This window comes from Janthinobacterium sp. 1_2014MBL_MicDiv (assembly GCF_001865675.1).
In the GTDB taxonomy this organism is placed as follows: Bacteria; Pseudomonadota; Gammaproteobacteria; order Burkholderiales; family Burkholderiaceae_D; genus Janthinobacterium.
Map to the genome: position 1 here is coordinate 1,205,056 of NZ_CP011319.1, position 20,711 is coordinate 1,225,766.

The 20,711-nt window shown below is 65.1% G+C and carries 11 protein-coding genes; 1 reads left to right on the forward strand and 10 read right to left on the reverse strand.

Annotated features, from left to right (window positions below; translation table 11 throughout):
• Nucleotides 1–7: 7 nt before the first annotated feature.
• The 10 genes from YQ44_RS05315 to YQ44_RS05360 form a co-directional block, all read right to left on the reverse strand.
• A complete protein-coding gene (locus YQ44_RS05315; protein ID WP_071322491.1) occupies nt 8–1,054 on the reverse strand; it encodes a hypothetical protein in 1,047 nt (348 codons plus the stop codon).
• On the reverse strand, nt 1,051–3,741 hold the full coding sequence (mutS, locus tag YQ44_RS05320; protein WP_071322492.1) for a DNA mismatch repair protein MutS: 2,691 nt from the start codon (nt 3,739–3,741) through the stop codon (nt 1,051–1,053). Before mutS ends, YQ44_RS05315 begins: the two co-directional genes overlap by 4 nt.
• 245 nt (nt 3,742–3,986) lie before the next feature.
• Nucleotides 3,987–4,523 (reverse strand): hypothetical protein, encoded by a 537-nt coding sequence (locus YQ44_RS05325; protein ID WP_156894696.1) that lies wholly within the window; start codon nt 4,521–4,523, stop codon nt 3,987–3,989.
• Nucleotides 4,524–4,540: 17 nt separating this feature from the next.
• On the reverse strand, nt 4,541–6,793 hold the full coding sequence (locus YQ44_RS05330; protein WP_071322494.1) for a serine/threonine-protein kinase: 2,253 nt from the start codon (nt 6,791–6,793) through the stop codon (nt 4,541–4,543).
• Nucleotides 6,794–7,007: 214 nt separating this feature from the next.
• Entirely contained in the window at nt 7,008–8,333 is a 1,326-nt protein-coding gene (locus tag YQ44_RS05335) for an aspartate aminotransferase family protein (RefSeq protein WP_071322495.1), read from the reverse strand.
• Between the two features lie 82 nt (nt 8,334–8,415).
• A complete protein-coding gene (locus tag YQ44_RS05340; protein ID WP_071322496.1) occupies nt 8,416–9,312 on the reverse strand; it encodes a MurR/RpiR family transcriptional regulator in 897 nt (298 codons plus the stop codon).
• A gap of 45 nt (nt 9,313–9,357) precedes the next feature.
• Complete coding sequence (locus YQ44_RS05345) at nt 9,358–9,642, reverse strand: hypothetical protein (RefSeq protein ID WP_156894697.1); 285 nt, start codon at nt 9,640–9,642, stop codon at nt 9,358–9,360.
• A 301-nt stretch (nt 9,643–9,943) separates the two neighbouring features.
• A complete protein-coding gene (locus YQ44_RS05350; RefSeq protein WP_071322498.1) occupies nt 9,944–12,622 on the reverse strand; it encodes a TonB-dependent receptor in 2,679 nt (892 codons plus the stop codon).
• A gap of 374 nt (nt 12,623–12,996) precedes the next feature.
• On the reverse strand, nt 12,997–15,567 hold the full coding sequence (gene cphA / locus YQ44_RS05355) for a cyanophycin synthetase (RefSeq protein WP_071322499.1): 2,571 nt from the start codon (nt 15,565–15,567) through the stop codon (nt 12,997–12,999).
• A 181-nt stretch (nt 15,568–15,748) separates the two neighbouring features.
• A complete protein-coding gene (locus YQ44_RS05360) occupies nt 15,749–17,926 on the reverse strand; it encodes a cyanophycin synthetase (RefSeq protein ID WP_071322500.1) in 2,178 nt (725 codons plus the stop codon).
• 513 nt (nt 17,927–18,439) lie between these two features.
• Here YQ44_RS05360 and YQ44_RS05365 point away from each other — a divergent pair.
• The gene (locus tag YQ44_RS05365; protein WP_083411659.1) at nt 18,440–20,710 is read left to right on the forward strand and encodes a cyanophycin metabolism-associated ABC transporter; all 2,271 of its coding nucleotides are present in this window, start codon (nt 18,440–18,442) and stop codon (nt 20,708–20,710) included.
• Nucleotide 20,711: the final 1 nt, after the last annotated feature.

Consider the following 20,711-nt stretch of genomic DNA (forward strand, 5'->3'; position numbering starts at 1 on the left):
CTTTATCTTATCGGCGCAGCGTCGATGCCTTGGCGCGTGCCTGGGCCGATGGCCTGACGGCACGTTGACGCACTTCAAAGAAGGGTGTCTTGCCGGGCCGTACGGCGATGGCGGCCCAGTCGTTGTCGATGCTGACGTGGCCGAGGTTGCCTTTCCAGCTGATTTTCGGCCCGCCGGCCCTGGCGGCGGCCTTCCTGGCCTTGCCTTCCTTGTTGTCCGCTTCGCCTTCCGTCCGTGTATCGACCAGCAAGACCTTGCCGCTGAATTTTTTGGCCAGGGTGCGGATCTGCTTGCGCGGGCTGGCAAAGCCATCCTGCTTCGAACTAAAGCTGGGCAGCAGCGAATTGTCGTCTTCATCGAGCACGCCCACGTCGCCGTCCGAGAACAGGACGATGCCGTCCAGTTGCTTGCGCTGCGCCATGGCGAACAGCCGTTGCAGCCACGAGCGGTTGGCCACCAGGCGGTCCTCGAACTCGCTGTTGCGGCCCGCTTCCGGCAAGAAATGGTTGTTATTCGCCGGCAGGTTCACGGTGGCAAACAGCACGCCGCCGTATTCCCAGTGGGCATTTTCCGCATAGCTGCGGAACTTCGCCGTCGATGACAGCCGCGACAGGGTCAGCTTGCGCTGGCCCAGGCTCTGGTCGTCGGCAAAATACACGTCGCGCAAGCGGTTCAGGCGCTCGATGGCGTTGATGCGGCCGCGCGAATTGCGGCAGTTGGCCCAGTCGCTGGCCGACAGCGAGACGATCAGCGGCGGTCCGCTGGCGTCGAGCAAGTCCTTGCGCTGGCCATACAGCTTGTCGCTGCACGATTCGCTGGCCGCCTTGATGCCCGTCGCCACGACGAAGGAGGCATTGAAGGCGCTCGTGTCGGCGATGGCTTTTTTCAGGGGGCCATCGTCCGGCCCCGCCTTGAAGGAATGACCGAGCACGGCAAATTCGAAGCCGGCCTGGTCGCCCGGGGCGGCAAGCGCCGTCTGCCCCTGCAGGCAGGCGGCCAGCAGGCCGGCCGCCAACAGGGGCAGGCGAGCGATGCGGCGCCGCAGGATGGTCATGCGGCAGCCAGCCGTTTCAACTGATACAGCTGCTCCAGCGCATCGCGCGGCGTGAGCGCATCCGGATCGAGGTCGGCGATGGCGTCGAGCAAGGCTTGCTGCGCCGCGTTCAGCGCCGCCAGCGGCGCCGCCTCTTCTTCCTCTTCCTGCGCATACGGATCGGCTGACGGCAGGGCGAACAGGTCGCGCTGCGGCGTGGCGTCGAGCGCCTGCGCTTCCAGGCGCGCCAGGTGCTTGCGCGCGGCCTTGATCACGGGTTGCGGCACGCCGGCCAGCTGCGCCACCTGCAAGCCGTAGCTTTGCGAAGCCGGTCCCGCCTGCACGGCGTGCAGGAAGACGATGCTGTCCTTGTGCTCGACGGCGGACAGATGCACGTTGGCGGCGCTCGGATGACTGTCCGGCAGTTGCGTCAGCTCAAAGTAATGCGTGGCAAACAGGGTGAAACTGCGGCTGGTGTCGATCAAATGGCGCGCGATGGCCCACGCCAGGGCCAGGCCGTCGAAGGTCGAGGTGCCGCGGCCCACTTCATCCATCAGCACCAGCGAGTGTTCGGTGGCGCCGTTCAGGATGGCGGCCGATTCCGTCATTTCCACCATGAAGGTCGAACGTCCGCCCGCCAGGTCGTCGGTGGCGCCGATACGCGTGAAGATGCGGTCGATGGGGCCGATGGTGGCGGAAGCGGCCGGCACATAGCTGCCCACGTAGGCCAGCAGCGTGATCAGGGCCACCTGTCGCATGAAGGTCGATTTACCGCCCATGTTCGGACCGGTAATCAGCAGCAAGCGGCGCTCGTTGACGAAGCGGCAATCGTTGGCGATGAAGCGTTCGATCTGCTTTTCCACCACCGGGTGGCGGCCTTCGACGATATTGATGCACGGCTCGTCGACCAGTTGCGGCGCGGCCCAGTTGTGCTGCTGCGCGTGCTCCGTCAGCGCATTCAGGGTGTCGAGCTGGGCCAGGCCCTGTGCAATCGTCTGCAAAGTCCCGATGTGCGGCGCCAGCTCGGCCAGCAGCAGGTCGTACAGCAGCTTTTCGCGCACCAGGGCCTTGTCCTGCGCCGACAGGGCCTTGTCTTCGAACACTTTCAGTTCGGGCGTGATGTAGCGCTCGGCGTTCTTCAGGGTCTGGCGGCGGCGGTAGTCGTCCGGCACCTTGTCCGTCTGGCCGTGCGTGACTTCGATGTAGAAGCCGTGCACCTTGTTGTATTCGACGCGCAGGTTGGCGATGCCCGTGCGCGCGCGTTCGCGCGTTTCCAGGTCGAGCAGGAACTGGCCCGCGTTTTCCGACAGCGCGCGCAGTTCGTCGAGCTCGGCATCGAAACCGGTGGCGAAGACGCCGCCGTCGCGCACCATGGCCGCCGGTTCCTGCGCCACGGCGCGCACCAGCAAGTCCAGGCAGGCGGCAGGCGTCGCCAGCGCCGCGTGGATGGCGGCCAGCAAGCCGGTTTCGCCGCCCTGGCCGTGACCATAGCAACGGACCACGTCGCCGCGCAGGGCCGGCAGTTGCAGCAAGCCGTCGCGCAGGGCAGCCAGGTCGCGCGGACGCGCCGACAGCAGCGCGATGCGCGTGGTGATGCGTTCGATATCGGGCACTTGCGCCAGGGTGGCGGCCAATGGTCCGGCCGCTTCGCTTTGCGCCAGCGCGGCGATCGCTTCATGGCGCGCGCGCGCCACGTTCTGGTCGCGCCGCGCATGGTGCAGCCAGTGGCGCAGCATGCGCGAACCCATGGCCGTGCGGCAATGGTCGAGCAGGGAAAACAAGGTGGGCGATTCCTGGCCGCGGATGGTTTCCGTCAATTCCAGGTTGCGTCGCGTGGCCGCGTCCAGGCCGATGAATTCGCTTTCCGTTTCCGTCGTCAAGGAGCGCACGTGCTGCAAGCCGCGTCCCTGCGTCGATTGCGCATAGCGCAGCAGGGCGCCGGCCGCGCCAAACGCGGCGCCGAGGCCGTCGGCGCCAAAACCCGTGAGTGTCGCCACGCCCAGCTGGTCGAGCAGGGCCTTGTGGCCGCCCACCACGTCGAAATGCCAGTCCGGCACGCGGTTGATATGCGTGCCCGCGTAGTCATCGAACAGGTTGCCATTGTCGCCGCTCAGGATTTCCGCCGGCACGATGCGCTCGAGCTCCTGCTGCAATCGCACGGCCACGGTGGCGCTGTCGCCGGAAAACTCCATCAGTTTCAGGGCGCCGCTGGCCAGCGACAGCCAGGCCAGGCCCGTCGTCACCGTCTTGCGCTGCGTGATGCTGCACATGGCCAGCAGCGGGCGCTCGGCCTTTTCCGGCAGCAAGTCCGCATCCGTCAGGGTACCGGGCGTGACCACGCGCATGACCTTGCGCTCGACGGGACCCTTGCTGGTGGCCGGGTCGCCGATCTGTTCGCAAATGGCCACCGACTCGCCCAGCTTGACCAGCTTGGCCAGGTAGCCGTCGAGCGAGTGAAACGGCACGCCGCACATCTTGATGGGATTGCCGCTGGCGACGCCGCGCGCCGTCAGGGTAATGCCCAGCAGGCGCGAGGCTTTTTCCGCATCCTCGAAAAACAACTCGTAGAAATCCCCCATGCGGTAGAAAACCAGCATCGTCGGGTGGTTTTCCTTGATGCCCAAATATTGTTGCATCATGGGCGTGAGCTTTTCAGCCGTATTTTTCTTTGCCGCGGCGGCGTTGATTTCTTTTGGGACGGTGGTCATGTGTTCTTTGTCGTTGGTCCGGCGGCAGGGAAACGCATGCCTGCCGGGCTGTGGGTGGTGCTGTGCGCGCTCAAGTCCGGGCCCGTGGGCGAGGCTTGAGTCCAAGGCCGTCATTTTACCGCTTTCGGCCGCCGGGGCGACGTATTGCGTGCGGATGTGAAAAAGCCGCGCCGACAGAGGTCGGTGCGGCCTGGAAACTGCAGTTGATCCGGCCGGGGCAAGCTGCCCGCCGGCGAGCGCAGCGATTACATCTCGACGGAGCCGCCCACCGATGCTTCCGGGTCAAAACTGAAGACGCGCAATTCCGGCAAGTCCTGTTCGCCACGAATGATGCGCACGGTCAGTACGAACGAGAGTTCCCAGCGGCCCTTGCTCTGACCGACGTCCAGGTTGTGTTTCCATTCCTGGCGGATGCGGCGCAGGTCGGGCAGGGCAGGGTCTGGCGGCAGCAAGTGGGATTCGAAATCCAGTGGCACCTGATAGGTGGCGCCGACCGCCTGCAGGAAGGGCGACGGCAGCGAGTAGCGGGTGGGGACATCGGGGCCGATCTGGGTCAGCTGGGGCACGCTGATGAGGCAGCAATCGACGATCTGGAAGCTGGTAAAGCCACTCGCCTTGGTACCGCAGCAATTGACTTCCAGGTAGACGTGCTGGCCTTGCTGGAAGTGCACGCCGCCCATGTACGGGCCGTGGCGCGGGTCGGCGCTGCCGTCGCAGGAAGTAAACGCATAGTCGAGCTGGTTGGTGATTTGGTCTGCATCGAAGTGGACAGATAACTTCATCCAGGGTTTTTCATACGTCATGTTTTCTGATTTCTTTCCATGTCAATAAGGAGCTTTTGGTAGCGAGCATCTCGCCGTAATGTCAACAGATCGGGTGCGGATTCGATCAGGTTGAGGGGGTAGCCGCGCTCTATCGCCTGGCTCAAGGCTGCCAGCGCTTCGTTGCGCCTGCCTATCAGCTCATAGGTCAGCGCTGCCCTGAAATGGATGTCTGGCAGGGTGTGCGCCAGCAGGACGGCTTGCGCCACGTGCTTGAGCGCATCGTCTTGCGAGCCCGCATAGGCCGAGTAGAGCGCCAGCCGCGAATTGATTTTCGGATCGTCCGGAGAGCGCTGCAGAATGACTTTGATCAGGGCGATTGCACGACGGTAGGAGTCGCGCGATAGTTCGACCTGGCCGGGAACCCAGCGCTGAGAGTCGCCCAGGTTGGCCCAGAGCAGGTAATTGCCCGGATTGCCTTTGTTTTCCGAGACGGCATTTTTAAATGCCTGCATGGCTCCCAGATAGTCGCCCCGGTTAAACAAGGCATTGCCCAGGTTGGTATACAGTTCCCAGTCGGGATGCACCTGCAATCCTTGCTGCAGCACTTGCAGGGCTTCCTCACTGCGGTTCAGGCGCTCCAGGGTGGCGCTCAGCTGTGCGTACGCATTGGCCACGTGCGTGTCGAGCTGTATGGCTTGCCGAAACAGTCTTTCAGCTTCCGCGTAGTTGCCCTTGTTGTAATTAATCCTGCCCAGCATCGAAATGAAAGGACGGTCGTGCGGATAGCGCGCGATGGCCCTGTCCAGCAATTCGCGCGCCAGGTCGAACTGTTGTGCATGGGCGAGCAGGCGAGCCTTGCCGTACATGCCCAGCCGATTGTTCGGTTCCAGGTTCAATGCCGCCGTGATTTCCTGCAAGGCTTGCGGCTGCTTGCCCTGGTGTTCGAGGACCCAGGCTTGCGCCACATGGGCCAGCGCCAGTTGATCGTCAGCCGCCAGCGCCTGCTTCGCGGCGATATCCGCGCGTTGCAGCCAGGTTTCATCGCGGCCGCTACCGATATAGCGCAAGGTGTAGGCCAGCGACAGGCCGGCATTCGCAGCGGCATGCTCCGGATTGTGCTTGAGGATGGTGCTGAAGTGCTCGATCGCCTGCTTCTGCGCACTTTCCTGGTCAAAGGCGCGCATGGCCTCCATCCCGGCCGCCATGCTGGCCATTTCCGAATACGGCGCGGGCGCTTTCTCTCCCGTGATGAACGACTTGATGGCGGGAATTGCCTTGGGCAGCTGCCACCCCGCCAGCACAGCCAGCAGCGCCACGCCGGCGCCCCACTGCACGGTGCGCTTGCGCGGCACGGGCAGGTGGATGGCGATGGTGGACGGCGCATCGTCCTGTGCCGGTGCGGACTCGGACTCAGGCATGGACGCGGGCGCGGAAGGCGCAGCCAGTTCGCCGCGCTGCGCGCCGATGGCCTCGCGCACGTCGCGCATGGTGCGTGGGCGTTCGGAAGGGTCGTGCGCCGTCATCGCGCGCACGAGGGCGTCGATGGCGGGCGGCACCGTATCCGGCAGCGCGGGCCACGGCGCCGTCGCCTGCATGTGGGCGGCGGCCAGTGCCAGGCCGTTCAGGTGCGCAAAGTGGCGCTGGCCCGCCAGCATTTCGTACAGCATGGCGCCCAGCGCATACACGTCGCCGCGCGTGTCGGGCAGGCGGCCCATCAGGCGCTCGGGTGCCATGTAGGCGATGGTGCCCTGCAAGTCGCACAGGGTGGTCGTTTGCGTGGCTTGCGGATCGATGTGGCGCGCCAGGCCAAAGTCGAGGATGCGCACCTTGCCATCGGCCTCGAGCATCAGGTTCGACGGTTTCAGGTCGCCATGCACGAGATCCATGGCATGCGCCTCGTCCATCGCGTCGGCGATCTGGTAGGCGATGTCGAGCGCCGCTGCCAGGCTGGCTGTGCCGCCATGCATGAACTGGCCCAGGGTCTGGCCTTCGACCAGCTCCATGACGATGGACTGGCCCGTGCCTTGGCCCTCGATGGCGAAGATGCGCACGAAGGCGGCATGCTTGAGCGAGGCGGCCAGGCGCGCTTCATTGATCAGTTTTTGCGGATGCAGCACATCGGCTTGCGGCTTCAGGCGCTTCAGGGCCACGCTGCGGCACAGCTTGCTATCCCAGGCTTCGAATACATGGCCAAAACCACCTTCGCCCAGCAAGCGGCGCACTTCGTAGTGCTCGCTGATATTGTCGTCTTGCAGCAGGGGCTGACGCAGGGAGTCGAGCAGTTCCATATACCTTGGCGTGAGAATGCGGCGTCGCGGCATTCAGCATCGCTGGGGGTGAATGCGCAACTAGATTGATTTTGAGTAACTTCCTGATTTAAAACGATTGTTTCGGATAAGTCAATTCATATTGACAAGGAATGAACAAAAGACGCCGCAGGCGCTGCCTTGACGGCACTGCCTGCGGCGTCTTGCGCCCCTTTCTGGAAATGCCTTGCCGCCGCTATGGCGCCAGGCAGGCATCGATGGCCAGGCCCAGCCTGTCGACGATTTCATCGACATGGCGGGCGTCGATGATGTAGGGCGGCGCCAGCAGGATGTGGTCGCCGTGCAGGCCGTCGATGGTGCCGCCCATCGGGTAGCACATCAGTCCCGCCTGCATGGCTTGCGTCTTGATGCGCGCATGCAGGCGCCGGGCCGGCTCGAACGGCCGCTTGCCGGTCCGTTCCTGCACCAGTTCCAGGCCCAGGAACAGGCCGCGGCCGCGGATGTCGCCCACGTGCGGGTGCTCGCCGAAGCGCTGGCGCAGGCGTTCTTGCAGCAGCTGGCCCATGGCGCGCACATTGTCCAGTAAATCGCGGTCCTCGATCTGTTGCTGCACGGCCAGCGCGGCGGCGCAGGCGGTGGCGTGGCCGATGTAGGTGTGGCCGTGCTGGAAGAAACCCGTGCCGGCGCGCAGGGTGTCGCGGATGGCGTGCGACACCAGCACGGCGCCGATGGGCTGGTAGCCGGCGCCCAGGCCCTTGGCGATGCAGATCAGGTCGGCCGTCACGCCTTCCTGCTCGCAGGCGAACAGGCTGCCCGTGCGGCCCATGCCGCACATGACTTCATCGAGGATCAGGAGGATGCCGTGGCGCTGGCAAATGTCGCGCATGCGCTGGAAGTAGCCGCGTACTGCGGGCAGGGCGCCGGCCGTGGCGCCGACGACGGGTTCGGCGATGAAGGCCATGACGTTCTCCGCGCCCAGCGCGGCGATATTGTCTTCCAGCTCCCGGCCCAGGCGCGCCACGTAGTCGCCATCGGTCTCCTGCGCTTGCTGGTCGCGGTACGCATAGCACGGCGAGACGTGGGTGACGCCGATCAGCAACGGTTCGAATTGCTGGCGGCGCCAGGCGTTGCCGCCCGTGGCCAGCGCGCCCAGCGTGTTGCCGTGATAGCTCTGGCGGCGCGCGATGATGTGGCGCCGTTGCGGCTGCCCCTGTTCGACGAAATACTGGCGCGCCATTTTGAGCGCGCTTTCCACCGCTTCCGAGCCGCCCGAGACAAAGTAGACGCTGTCGATGCCGGCCGGCGCCCTGGCGACGAGGAAATCGGCCAGCTGTTCCATCGGCTCGGTGGTGAAAAACGCGCTGTGCGCATACGCCATGGTTGCAACCTGGTGTTGCACGGCGGCGATCACGGCCGCATCCGAATGGCCGAGGCAGGAGACGGCCGCGCCGCCGCAGGCGTCGAGATAGCGCTTGCCGCCGGCGTCGATCAGGTAGGGGCCGTCGCCGCCCACGGCGAGGGGATAGCTGGCATTCAGGCTGCGGTGGAAGACATGGCTCATGGCATCGCTTTCTTATCGGAAAGGGGGAGAGGGCGATTATAGGATGTGCCACGCCGCATTGCAACGTTTGATGTTTTTGTTTTTAATTTACATCATCTGGTGTTTTGCGCGCTTGCGCATACGCGCCCAGCGCCCGCAGCTGGGCCTCGGCGGCGCCGATGGCGTGCACGGCGTCGTGACCCGCGCGCGCCACCAGCAGCTCGGCCAGGCTTTCCACGGCGGCGATGCCGGCCACGATGGAGGGGAAGAACGAGGGGCTGTCGACGGCGATGACGATGCTGGTGTCGGCCCGCATGGCCAGCGGCGACATGGCGCTGTCGCTGATGGCGACCACCGTGCAGCCGGCCTGGCGCGCCGCCTGCGCCACCAGCAGCGCTTCGCTCGAATACGGCGCGAAGCTGACGACGACCACCGCTTCGCCGGCCTGCAGGGCGCGCAGGTCCATTTCCAGCGTGCCGCCCTGGCCGCTCAGCAACTGCACGCTGGGGCGCAGCAAACGGTACAGGTAATGCAGGGTATAGGCGATGGGATGGGCGGCGCGGAAGCCGGCCACGTGCACGCGCGACGCCGCCTGCAGCAGGCCGGCGGCCGCATCCAGGGCGGCATGGTTGGCGCTTTCCGTGGCGGCCAGGTTGCGCTGCTGCGCGGCAAATACCTCGGTGACCAGGTCGCCTTCCTTGCCGGCCAGCGCGTTTGCCTTTTCCGCATATCCGCCGGTGCCGGCGCGCAGGCGCTCGACAAAGATGGCTTTCAGTTCTGGCCAGCCGGCAAAGCCCAGCTGCTGCGCCAGGCGCACCAGGGCGGCAGACTGCACCTGGGCGCGCGTGGCGATGCTGCGCATCGACGACACGGCCACCTCGTCGGGGTGGTCGGCCAGGTAGCGCGCGCCCGCCTGGAATTGCGGACTCAGTTCCGCAAAGCGCGCCTTGATCAGGGCCATCAGTGCCGCATAGGGGTCGTGGGGTGTCGCTGCCTGCATCGCCGTGCCTCAAGTCAATAGGGTGCGCCGATGGTACAGGATTCGTCAGCGCGCCGGTAGCGGCAAGCCCTGCGCCCGGGCACCCGTGCGGGGGCGCAGGCGGGCGAACAGGTGCGGCCCGGCCGGACGCCGGCGCGGCCCCGTCGTCAGCACGCGCAGGGCGGTGGACAGGGGCACGTCATGGCAATGCAGGAACAGGGCGGCGGCGCCCGTGCCGGCCATTTCCTGCAGGGCCAGCGCATGCTCGACCAGCGCCGCCGTGCGCATGTCGAGCCGTCCGGGTATGTCGGGCTGAAATAATTGTGCATCGACGTGCCGTACATCGCGCATGTTGTCCCCGCCGGGTTCGATAGTCGAACTGACAGCATAAAAGTCCCCGGCGGCATCATCTTGCGCCAAATCAATTCCTATGGCGAAGAGATTCCACAAGGCAAAAAAACGCCAACCGTTGCCGGCTGGCGCTGAAAACCCTCGCAAGGAAGAAAAATGATGAATTTCAACGACGTTTCGACGCCTGACAAAACCATCGCGAGCGGCAGCGAGGTGAGGCCGGGAAGCGCGGCGGCATTTTAAGGCCGCGAGCATCGCCGGGCGCAAAGCGCGCCGCGCAGCCGGTCAGCTCAGGTGTCCGCTAGTAGCTCCAGCGCAAGGACAGGCCTACGACCTTGTCATAGCGGCGCACATCGCGCACATATTCCGGCGAGTCATGGTAGTCGTGGTAGGTCGAGTCGAGCAGGTTGTTGGCGTCCAGGGTCACCGTGGTGTTCGGGTTGATCTTGTACGAGATCGACGCGTCCAGGGTCTTCGTCGGCGCCACGGTCAGATGGATGCCCTTGCCGCGGTAGTTGTAGTCATCGACATACTTGTCGCGCCAGCTGTAGGCCAGGCGCGCCGACCATGGACCCTGCTCGTACAGGCCGACGATGTTGGCCGACCACTTCGACATGCCCGTGAACGGATGCGCGCTGCCGTCGATCTCTTCCAGTTCGCCCGTCATGTAGGTGGCGTTCGCCTGCAGGCCCAGGCCGCTCATCCAGCCCGGCAGCTTGTCGTAGAACTGCTGGTATGCCATCTCCATGCCCTGCAGATGGCCCTTCGACGTGTTGCGCGGACGCGTGATGTCGTATTCGATGCCGCCATACGTTTCCTTGGCCGAACCGGACAGGATGTAGTTCTTGAAGTTGTGGCGGAACACGGTGGCCGTGACGGAGCCCGTCTGCGCGAAATACCATTCCAGCGCCGCATCGAGGTTCTTGCCTTCCACCGGTTTCAGATCCGGGTTGCCGCCGCCGCCGGTCGGGCGCACCATGTCCAGGCTCTGGCTCAGGGTCACGCCCGGATTGAAGTCGGCGAAGTTGGCGCGCTGGATGGCCTTGCCTGCCGTGATGCGGCCGATCAGGTCCTGGCGCAGCATGGCTTTCAGGGTCATGCTGGGCAGGACATCCGTGTCGGAAGTCTGCACGCGCACGGGCGAGATGACACCGTTTTGCGAGGAATTGCCCTGCAAGTCCTGCTTGGTCTGCACCACGCGCACGCCGAGCGTGCCATCGACGGGTACCTGGCCCAGCTCGAAGCCGATGCGCGCCTTGCCATAGATGGCGCTGGTTTTTTCCACGTCCTGGAAGTGCGTCAGCGGATCGTCCGGGCTGCGTGCGCTGCTGCCCGTGAATAACTGGCGCAGGGCGGCCGTGTTATTGAGCATGAAGTCGCGGCACGGCGTGATCCAGCTTTGCAGGCCGAAATTGCCCGTGTTGTCGTGCGAGGTGCACGCCAGGCCGGGAATGGCGTCGGCAGTCATGGTCGACGTCAGGCCGCCCTGCACGTTCTTTTCGCGGATCGATTCGGCCTTGCGCCTGGCCACGCGCACGCCGGTCGAGAATTCGCGGAAGAAGCCCGCGCTCTCCATGTCGTAGGTGACGTCGCCGCGCCAGTCGGTGGAACTGCCCTCGTCGTGGCTGTGGTTATCGTAGAAGCCGAGCAGGGTGTAGTTCTTCGGATCGGCCATGTTGTAGCCGGGGTAGCTGATCTGCGCACCGCCGTTCACGTTCGTGCTGCCGATGACGCTGGTCGGATGCGCGAGGAAGTCGAGGATGGGGAATTCGCGCTCGAAGTTGCTCACCGTGCGCGCCAGTTCCGTGGTGGCGCGCAGCTGCGGCGTGATGTCCCAGCGCGCGCCGATGGCGCCCTGCGAACCGATCGAACGGTCGCGCCGCGCCTGCGTCGAGCCGAGCGTGAATGGCGACCATGGGCCGTCGATCTTGCCCACCGTGGCTGCCTGGTTGGTGCCGGGGATCAGCGTGATGTCCGGGTCCTGGCCCCAGGGCAGCGAGCCGACGAAGAACTGGCTGTCGAACGCGTGCTTGATCAGGGTCGACATGCCTTCCGCATACACTTCCACCTGCGAGTTCGGGCGCCACTGGAAGGCCGCATTCGCCGCGTAGCGCTTGCGGTCGCCCACGGTGGGGATCATGCCGACGGAATCGGGGCCCGTGATGTTGCCCGCTTCCGGGCGCTTGACCGGTTCGGCGTTCCAGATCGTCTCGTCATAGTATTTGCTGCGCTGGTAGGACAGGCCGAGCAGGGCGCCGAATTCGCCGTACGGGGTTTTCCAGCGGTTCGAGACCATGCCGCTGACGTTGGGGTCCGTCGAGCCGGACTTGTCGCGGTGCTCGGCGCGCACATTGCCCGATGCCGTGAAGCCCTTGAAGTCGAACGGGCGGTTGGTGCGCACGTCGATGACGCCGGCCGTACCGCCTTCGACCATGTCGGCGCCCTGCGACTTGTAGACGTCCACGCGCTGCAGCATGGCCGTCGGAATGTCGGCCAGGTACAGGCTGCGGCCCACCGAGGTAAACATCTCGCGGCCATTCAGCAGGGTCACCACGCCGGGCAGGCCGCGGATGATGACGGAACCGGCTTCGCCGCCTTCGCGGCGGATCTGCACGCCCGTCACGCGGCCGAGGATTTCGGCCACGTTCTTGTCGGGGAACTTGCCGATTTCATCGGCGACGATGGAGTCGACCACCTGGTCGTTGTTCTTCTTGATCGTCTGCGCGCTTTGGGCGGCGCGGCGTACGCCCGTGACGGCGACGACGGCGATGCCGGCATTGTCGGCTGCCGCTTGCGCGGGTGCCGCCGCTGCCGCCTCTGCCGCTTCTGTCGCCGGGGGCGCCACGGCTGGCGCCTGCTGCGCCCAGACGGAAGCACTGCTCAGCAGGCCGGCGCCGGCCAGCGCGGCCACCGTGGCCTTCAGGGTCAAGCGTGTGTTTTGCCGGGGCGTGGGAATGCCCGCTGCTATCAATCTGTCCATCTTGTCTCCACCTGTATTTTAGTTATGTTGAAAACGCTGCGGCAGCCGCCGCCAGAGCTGAAACGTGCTCGAGAATCATGGTAGGGGGAATGACTTTGCCCCACAAATCACTTCTTTTTTGATTCCCATACCAATTCCGGTATCCCTGCCGCATCCGCGCGCCCTGGCGCCAGGTGCCTGGCTTGGTCATGACGGCGCGTGCCTGCCGCTGCGCGTTGCAAAGCCTCCACAGGCGGGATGAATGAGTTGGTGTCGTGCGCGGGATGCCGCGCTGAGGTGGCGCTGCAGCGGCGCTGCAGACTGGTGGCGACGGATGCGCGGGGACGAAAAAAAAGGCGGCCCGCAGGCCGCCCTTGTGCGCAACGAAGTCGCGCTTACGCTTCGGCGACGCGCTTGGCGATGTGCGCCAGCGCTTCTTCCACCTGGTCGATCAGGATCAGGCACAGATCGCCGTCGTTCAGGCGCGCCAGGGCCTTGTCGATGGCGACGAATTCGCCGTTGATTTCATCGATATGGCTGGTGCGCGTGGCGCCGTTCAGGCCCTGGCGCAGCAGCGCCACGACTTCGCCGTCGGCGCGGCCGCGCTGGCACTGGTCCTGGTACAGCAGGACGTCGTCGAACGCGGCGCCGAGGATTTCCGTCTGCTGGCGGATGTCTTCGTCGCGGCGGTCGCCGGCGCCGCTGATGACGACAAGGCGGCGCTTGGCCGGCATGCTTTCGACGGCCTGCACCAGCGCCAGGATGGCGTCCGGATTGTGGCCGTAGTCGGCGATCAGCGTGGCTCCACGATAATCGAAGACGTTGAAGCGGCCCGGCGCGTTGTCGGCTTCATTGGCAAAGGTTTTCAGGCCCAGCGCGATGGTTTTCCAGTCCAGGCCCACGGCCCAGGCGGCGGCCAGCGAGGCCATGACGTTGTCGACCTGGAAGCCGATGGCGCCATTGCGCGTGATCGGCACCTGCGACAGGGCGATCTCGTGGCGTTCCTGGCCCTGTGCCGCGACCAGCTTGCCGTCTTCCACGTACACCACGCGGTTGCCTTGCGCGCGGTGCGTGGCCATCACGGGGTGCGTCTTGTCGGCGGCGAAGAAGGTCACCGTGCCGCTGCAGTTCTTGGCCATGCGCGCGACGGCGGGGTCGGTGGCATTCAGCACGGCGACGCCGCTGTCGGCCACGTTCTGCACGATCACGCGTTTCAATACCGCCAGGTCTTCCACGGTGGTGATGTAGTTCAGGCCCAGGTGGTCGCCGGCGCCGATGTTGGTCACCACGGCGACCTGGCAGCGGTCGAAGGCCAAGCCTTCGCGCAGCATGCCGCCGCGCGCCGTCTCGAACACGGCCGCGTCCACGTCAGGGTGCAGCAGCACGTTGCGCGCGCTGCGCGGGCCGCTGCAGTCGCCGCTGTCGATCTGGCGGCCTTCGATGTACACGCCGTCCGTATTCGTCATGCCGGTGCGCAGGCCGGACGTCGTCAGCAGGTGGGCGATCAGGCGCACGGTGGTGGTCTTGCCGTTCGTGCCCGTGACGGCGACGACGGGGATGCGGCCATCGTCGCCTTCGGCGAACATGGCGGCGATGATGGCTTCGCCCACGGGGCGCGGCTTGCCGAACGACGGCGCCAGGTGCATGCGCAAGCCCGGTGCGGCATTGACTTCCACGATGCCGCCGTTCTGTTCTTCCAGCGGCTTCAAGACGCTGTCGGAAACCACGTCCACGCCGCAGATATCGAGGCCCACCATGTGTGCGGCCGCGACGGCGCGCGCCGCCACTTCCGGGTGCACGTCGACGGTGACGTCGGTGGCCGAGCCGCCCGTCGACAGGTTGGCGTTATTGCGCAGGATCACGCGCTGGCCCACCGGCGGCACCGAGTCGGCCACATAGCCCTGCTTGGCCAGGCTGGCCAGGGCGATATCGTCGAAGCGGATCTTCGTCAGCGAGGTGGCGTGGCCGCTGCCGCGGCGCGGATCGAGGTTGACCTGGTCGACCAGTTCGCGCACCGTGTGCTGGCCGTCGCCCACCACTTGCGGCGGGTCGCGGCGGGCTGCCGCCACCATCTTGTTGCCAATGACGAGCAAACGGAAATCGTGGCCCGGCAGGTAGCGCTCGACGAGGATATCGTCGCGGAATTCCTGTGCCGCGATGAAGCCGGCCGTCAGCTGTTCGCGCGTGGTGATGTTGACGGTGACGCCCTTGCCCTGGTTGCCATCCTTGGGTTTCACGACGACGGGCAGGCCGATGTCGCAGGCGGCCGCCCAGGCGTCGTCCGCGTCGACGACGACGCGGCCTTGCGGCACGGGCACGCCGGCCGAATCGAGCAGTTTTTTCGTCAGTTCCTTGTCTTGCGCGATGGCTTCGGCGATGGCGCTGGTGCCGTCCATTTCGGCGGCCTGGATCTTGCGCTGCTTGCTGCCCCAGCCGAACGTCACCAGGCTGCCTTCTGTCAGGCGGCGGAACGGGATGTTGCGGGCCACGGCGGCGTTGACGATGGCGCCAGTCGATGGACCGAGGCGCACGTCTTCATCGAGTTCCTGCAACTGGTGCAGGGCGCCGGCCAGGTCGAACGGCGCGTCCTCCAGCGCGGCGCGGCACAGCTGCTGCGCCAGCTCCAGGGCCAGACGGCCCACGGCTTCTTCCGAGTATTCGACGACGACCTGGAAGATGCCCGTTTCCAGCGTCGGCGTGGTGCGGCTGAAGGTGACGGGGCAGCCGGCTTGCGCCTGCAGGCCCAGCGCCGCCAGTTCCAGCACCTGCGCCATCGGCGCGGCGTTGTAATTGCCCAGCGGTTGCAGCGGGCTCAGTTGCGGAAAGCGCGCGCGCAGGCGGGCTTCGAAGCCGGGCAGCTGGGCGATGTCGAGTTCCTGCGTGGTGCAGGAAACAATGGCTTCCACGGCGGTGTCGTGGCTCCAGAGGTTAGGGCCCCGCAAGGCCCGTACGCGAGATACTTCCATAATTAAACCGTAATCCTGTTGTGTTCTTGTGGGCCCGGCCGAAGCCGGACTTTTACGTCAAATCAAACCGTAGCGAGCGGATGGGATTTGTGGCCGAGAAGCGGAGCTGTGCGGATGCACAGTGAGCATCGGCGGCCGCAAATCGCGACGCGCAGTAGGTTTGGTTTGACGTCTCTGGTTTTCAGTTCCCGATGCAGCCGGGGGCCGCGTCGAAGGTGCGCAAGCCGGCGCAAATCAGTTCGACCGGCAGGTTCAGGGACCAGGCGGCGGCGGCCACGGCCAGCACGCTGTCGACGTTGCCGGCGGTGGCCGGTTTCAGCAGGTCCAGGCACAGCAGCACGGTTTCGATCGCGCCTTCGGCCAGCACGATGTGGTTGCCGCGCACGAAAGCGGCGCGCTGGCCAGCCGCCAGCTGCGCCGCGATCGCGGGCAGGCTGCCATCCTGCGCGTACAGCGTCACGGTGCCGTCGCACAGCTCGGCCAGTTCCAGCACTTGCGGGTGCGCCGCGTTGAGCACGGCCACGCCGGTCGGCACGACCACGTCGACCTGGCTGCGCACGACCTTGTACAGGCCGGCTTCGTCCAGCACGTCGAAATCCTTCACGCTATCGAGGCTGCCCATGTCCGTGACGATGCCGATCTGGCACTTGTCATAGGCCAGGCCTTCGGCCAGGATCATGCGCGGATTGCTCTCGAACAGGGCGGTCTGCACTGTGCGGTTGAGCAGCAGGCGCTGACCCGCATCCCAGTTCACGCAATCGCTGCTGACGACACGGCGCTGGTCCAGGTACATGCCTTCGCTGCAGACGGCGCCCGTGTGCAGGCCCGACAGGTTGAGCAGCTTGCACAGCATGCGCACGATCAGGCTGGCGCCGCGCGTGCCCGTCACGCCGATCAGCGGAATGCGGCCCGTTTCCTCGGCCGCGAACAGGTGGTCGACGATGGCCGCGCCGACCGGGCGTGGCTGGCCCACGCCCGGCTTGATGTGCGCCAGCAGGCCAGGGCTGGCATTGACTTCGATGATGGCGCCGCGCTGCTCTTCCAGCGGACGCGTGATGTCGGTGGTGACCAGGTCGATGCCGGCGATATCGAGGCCGACGACGCGCGCGGCCAGCAGGGCCGCATGCACGACGGATGGATGCACGTCGTCGGTGACGTCGATGGCCACGTTGCCGTTCGGCTGGATCAGCACTTTCTGGCCGGCCTGCGGCACGGACAGGGCGGTCATGCCCTGGCGCTGCAGTTCCAGCACGATTTCGCCCGATTCATGCGGCTTGACGGTGCCCAGCGGGAAGTCTTCGCCCTCGCCGCGGCGCGGATCGATATTGATCTGCGCGTTCACCAGTTCGAGCACGCTGGAGACGCCATCGCCATCGACCCACAGCGATTCGCCCTTGGCGGCGGCGATCAGCTTGTTGCCGACGACGAGCAAACGGTGTTCGTCGCCCGTGATGAAGCTTTCCACCAGCACGGCCGAGCTGTCGCCCTTGCGCGCGGCCAGTTCGTAGGCCGCCTTCACGTCGGCTTCCGTCATCAGGTTCAGCGAGACGCCGCGGCCATGGTTGCCGTCATACGGTTTCACGACGACGGGCACGCCGATATCCTGCGCTTCTTCCCAGGCCGCCTCGGCGCTGCGCACCAGGCTGCCTTCGGGCACGCGCACGCCGCACGATTTGAGCAGGAATTTGGTCAAGTCCTTGTCGCTGGCGATGCCTTCGGCAATGGCGCTGGTGCGGTCCGTTTCGGCCGTCCAGATGCGGCGCTGCGCGGCGCCGTGGCCCAGTTGCACCAGGTTGCCGTCGTTCAGGCGCAGCGAAGGGATGCGGCGCTCGGTGGCGGCATCGACGATGCTGGCCGTGCTCGGACCGAGGCAGCGCGCGTCGACCATGTCGCGCAGCGGCGCCAGGGCCGCTTCCAGGTCGAACGCTTCATCGTTGATGGCGGCCATCAGCATGGTGCGCGCGGTGGCCAGGGCGGCGCGGCCGACCTGTTCTTCGCGCGTGCGGAAGGCCATCTTGTAGACGCCGCGCTGGCTGGTCGAACGCGTCTGGCCGAAGCCCGTGCGCATGCCGGCCAGGTTTTGCAGCTCCAGCACCACGTGCTCGAGGATGTGGGCCGACCACGTGCCTTCGCGCAGGCGCTCGAAAAAGCCGCCCCGTTCGCCCACGCCGCAGCGGTGCTCGATCATGCCGGGCAGCCATGCCACCAGCCGTTCGTACAGGCCGGGCAGGGTGTTCGATGGGTAGTCTTCCAGTTCGCCGATGTCGACCCAGGCTTCAATCACCGGGCGGTAAGTCCAGATGTTGGGGCCGCGCAAGTGGGTGACGCGGACAAATTCGATGTTCTTCTTCTTGATCATGTAAGTGGTTTCTTGATAACAAGCCAGGCGTCTGGGCGCCAGATACTTTATGTTGGCTCTACAGAGACTTTTCAGGCTCGTGCTTGGTTCTTTATCCCGGGTATGCGCAGTGTGCCACTTTTAGTGGCCTCTTGTCGCGTTTGCTGCTCGTATTCTGCTGGTGTTGTCATTCTAATTGTTACTAATTGTTGCCATACTTGTTATAAAGATACCGACTCTGGTCAAAGCTGGAGCATTTGCGCAACAGCCAGCTGTTGTATACTTGCCCATTACCCGGGCCGCGTTGCAAAAGCGCCGCGCCTGCCCGGCACTTCCTGCGACTGACTAGCGTTTTTTTGATGCGTTTTGCTATCCATTCCTTACCGGCATGCATCCATTCGATACAATACAGGAAATTGCCACTGGTGCATCCACCCCGCCATCGCGCAGTACACAAACATTGATCGGGCGTCTGCCCCATCCCCCAAATCCCGCCCCCGAAGGGCTTGGCCTCGAGCCGGAGTATGCTTTACGATGACAACTGAACTGAGTGTTCCTGCAACAACTATTCCCCTCACAGCGCTGCCGGAACACTGGCTGGCGGAAGTGGAAAGCAACCTTTCTCCAGGGGAGAACGTTTTAAGTAGCGTTGAGGTTGACCTCGATGCGCGATTACGTTTCACAAAAGGCATAATTGTTGTCACCGAGAAGCGTCTGCTGGCCCGTTCCCCCGGGGAAACCGCGTGGAAAAGCTGGTCTTTCCGCCCCGGACTGCGCCTGACGCACCACGACCACGCCGGTGTCGGCCACCTGGAACTGTTCGACGACCATGGCCGCCTGGCCTCCTGGCGCTTCACCCTGGGCCAGAATCTGCATGCGATCCGCGTGCTGGAACAGTTCGTCGAGCGCCTCGACAGCCACCTGACGGGCCAGCCCGTGCTGGAAGCGGAGCAGGAAGTGTGCCCCAGCTGCAAGGCGCCGCTGGAGCCGGAGCAGGAAGAATGCCCGATCTGCGCCAAGGTGCTGCACACGCCGCCGTCGACGTGGACCCTGTTCCGCCTGTGGCGCTTCGCCCATCCCTACCGTGGCCAGCTGGCGCTGGGCTTCCTGTTGATGCTGCTGAGCACCGCCGCGCACATGATTCCGCCCTACCTGACGGCGCCGCTGATGGACAATGTGCTGATTCCATATCAAAACGGCAAGCACATCGATCCGTGGCTGGTGGTGTATTACATGAGCGGCTTGCTCGGTTCGGCCCTGCTGGCCTGGCTGCTGGGCTGGGGCAAGACGTATGTGCTGGCGCTGGTGTCCGAGCGCATGGGCGCCGACCTGCGCTCGGCCACGTATGAACACCTGATGAAGCTGTCGCTGGAATTTTTCGGCGGCAAGCGCACGGGCGACCTGATGGCGCGCATCGGCAGCGGCAGCGACCGCATCTGCGTCTTCCTCTCGCTGCACCTGCTCGATTTCGCTTCCGACGTGCTGATGATCATCATGACGGGCGTGATCCTGTGGTCGATGAACCCCTGGCTGGCCATCATGACCCTGGCGCCGCTGCCCTTCATCGCCTGGATGATCCACCTGGTGCGCGACCGTCTGCGCACGGGCTTTGAAAAGATCGACCGTGTGTGGAGCGAAGTGACCAACGTGCTGGCCGATACGATTCCCGGCATCCGCGTGGTGAAGGCGTTTGCGCAGGAAAAACGCGAAGCGGCCCGCTTCCGCGATGCCAACGCGCACAACCTGGCCGTCAACGACAAATTGAACAAGGTCTGGTCGCTGTTCTCGCCGACCGTCTCGTTCCTGACGGAGATGGGTTTATTGGTCATCTGGTGCTTCGGCATCTGGCAGCTGTCGCGCGGCGAAATCACCGTCGGCGTGCTGACCGCCTTCATCGCCTACAGCACGCGCTTCTATGGCCGCCTTGATTCCATGAGCCGCATCGTCTCCGTGACGCAGAAGTCGGCCTCCGCCGCCAAGCGCATCTTCGACATCCTCGACCACGTGTCGAGCGTGCCGGAGCCGGCGCAACCGGTCAAGCTGGAGAAGATCGAAGGCCGCATCGACTTGCGCGAAGTCGGTTTCCGCTATGGCAACCGCGCCGTCAACCGCGGCATCACGCTGAACATCAAGGCCGGCGAGATGATCGGCCTGGTGGGCCACAGCGGCTCCGGCAAGAGCACCCTGGTCAACCTGATCTGCCGCTTCTACGACGTCTCGGAAGGGGCCATTTTGCTCGACGGCGTCGACATCCGCTCGTTCGCCGTCTCCGACTACCGCCGCAATATCGGCCTGGTGCTGCAGGAGCCATTCCTGTTCTTCGGCACCATCGCGGAAAATATCGCCTACGGCAAGCCGCATGCGACGCGCCAGGACATCATCGCCGCCGCGCGCGCCGCGCATGCCCATGAATTCATCCTGCGCCTGCCGCAGGGTTACGATTCGATGGTGGGCGAGCGTGGCCAGGGCCTGTCCGGCGGCGAACGCCAGCGCATCTCGATCGCCCGTGCGCTCTTGATCGACCCGCGCATCCTGATCATGGATGAGGCGACATCGTCGGTCGACTCGGAAACGGAAAAAGAGATCCAGAAGGCGCTGGACAACCTGGTGCAGGGCCGCACGACGATCGCCATCGCGCACAGGCTGTCGACCCTGCACCGCGCCGACCGCCTGGTGGTGCTGGACCGTGGCCAGGTCGTCGAAGTGGGCAGCCACGACGAGCTGATGGCGAAAGAGGGCGCCTATTTCCGCCTCTACGAAGCACAGGCGCGCAACAACGAACTCGCCCTGGATGACAAGGAATAAG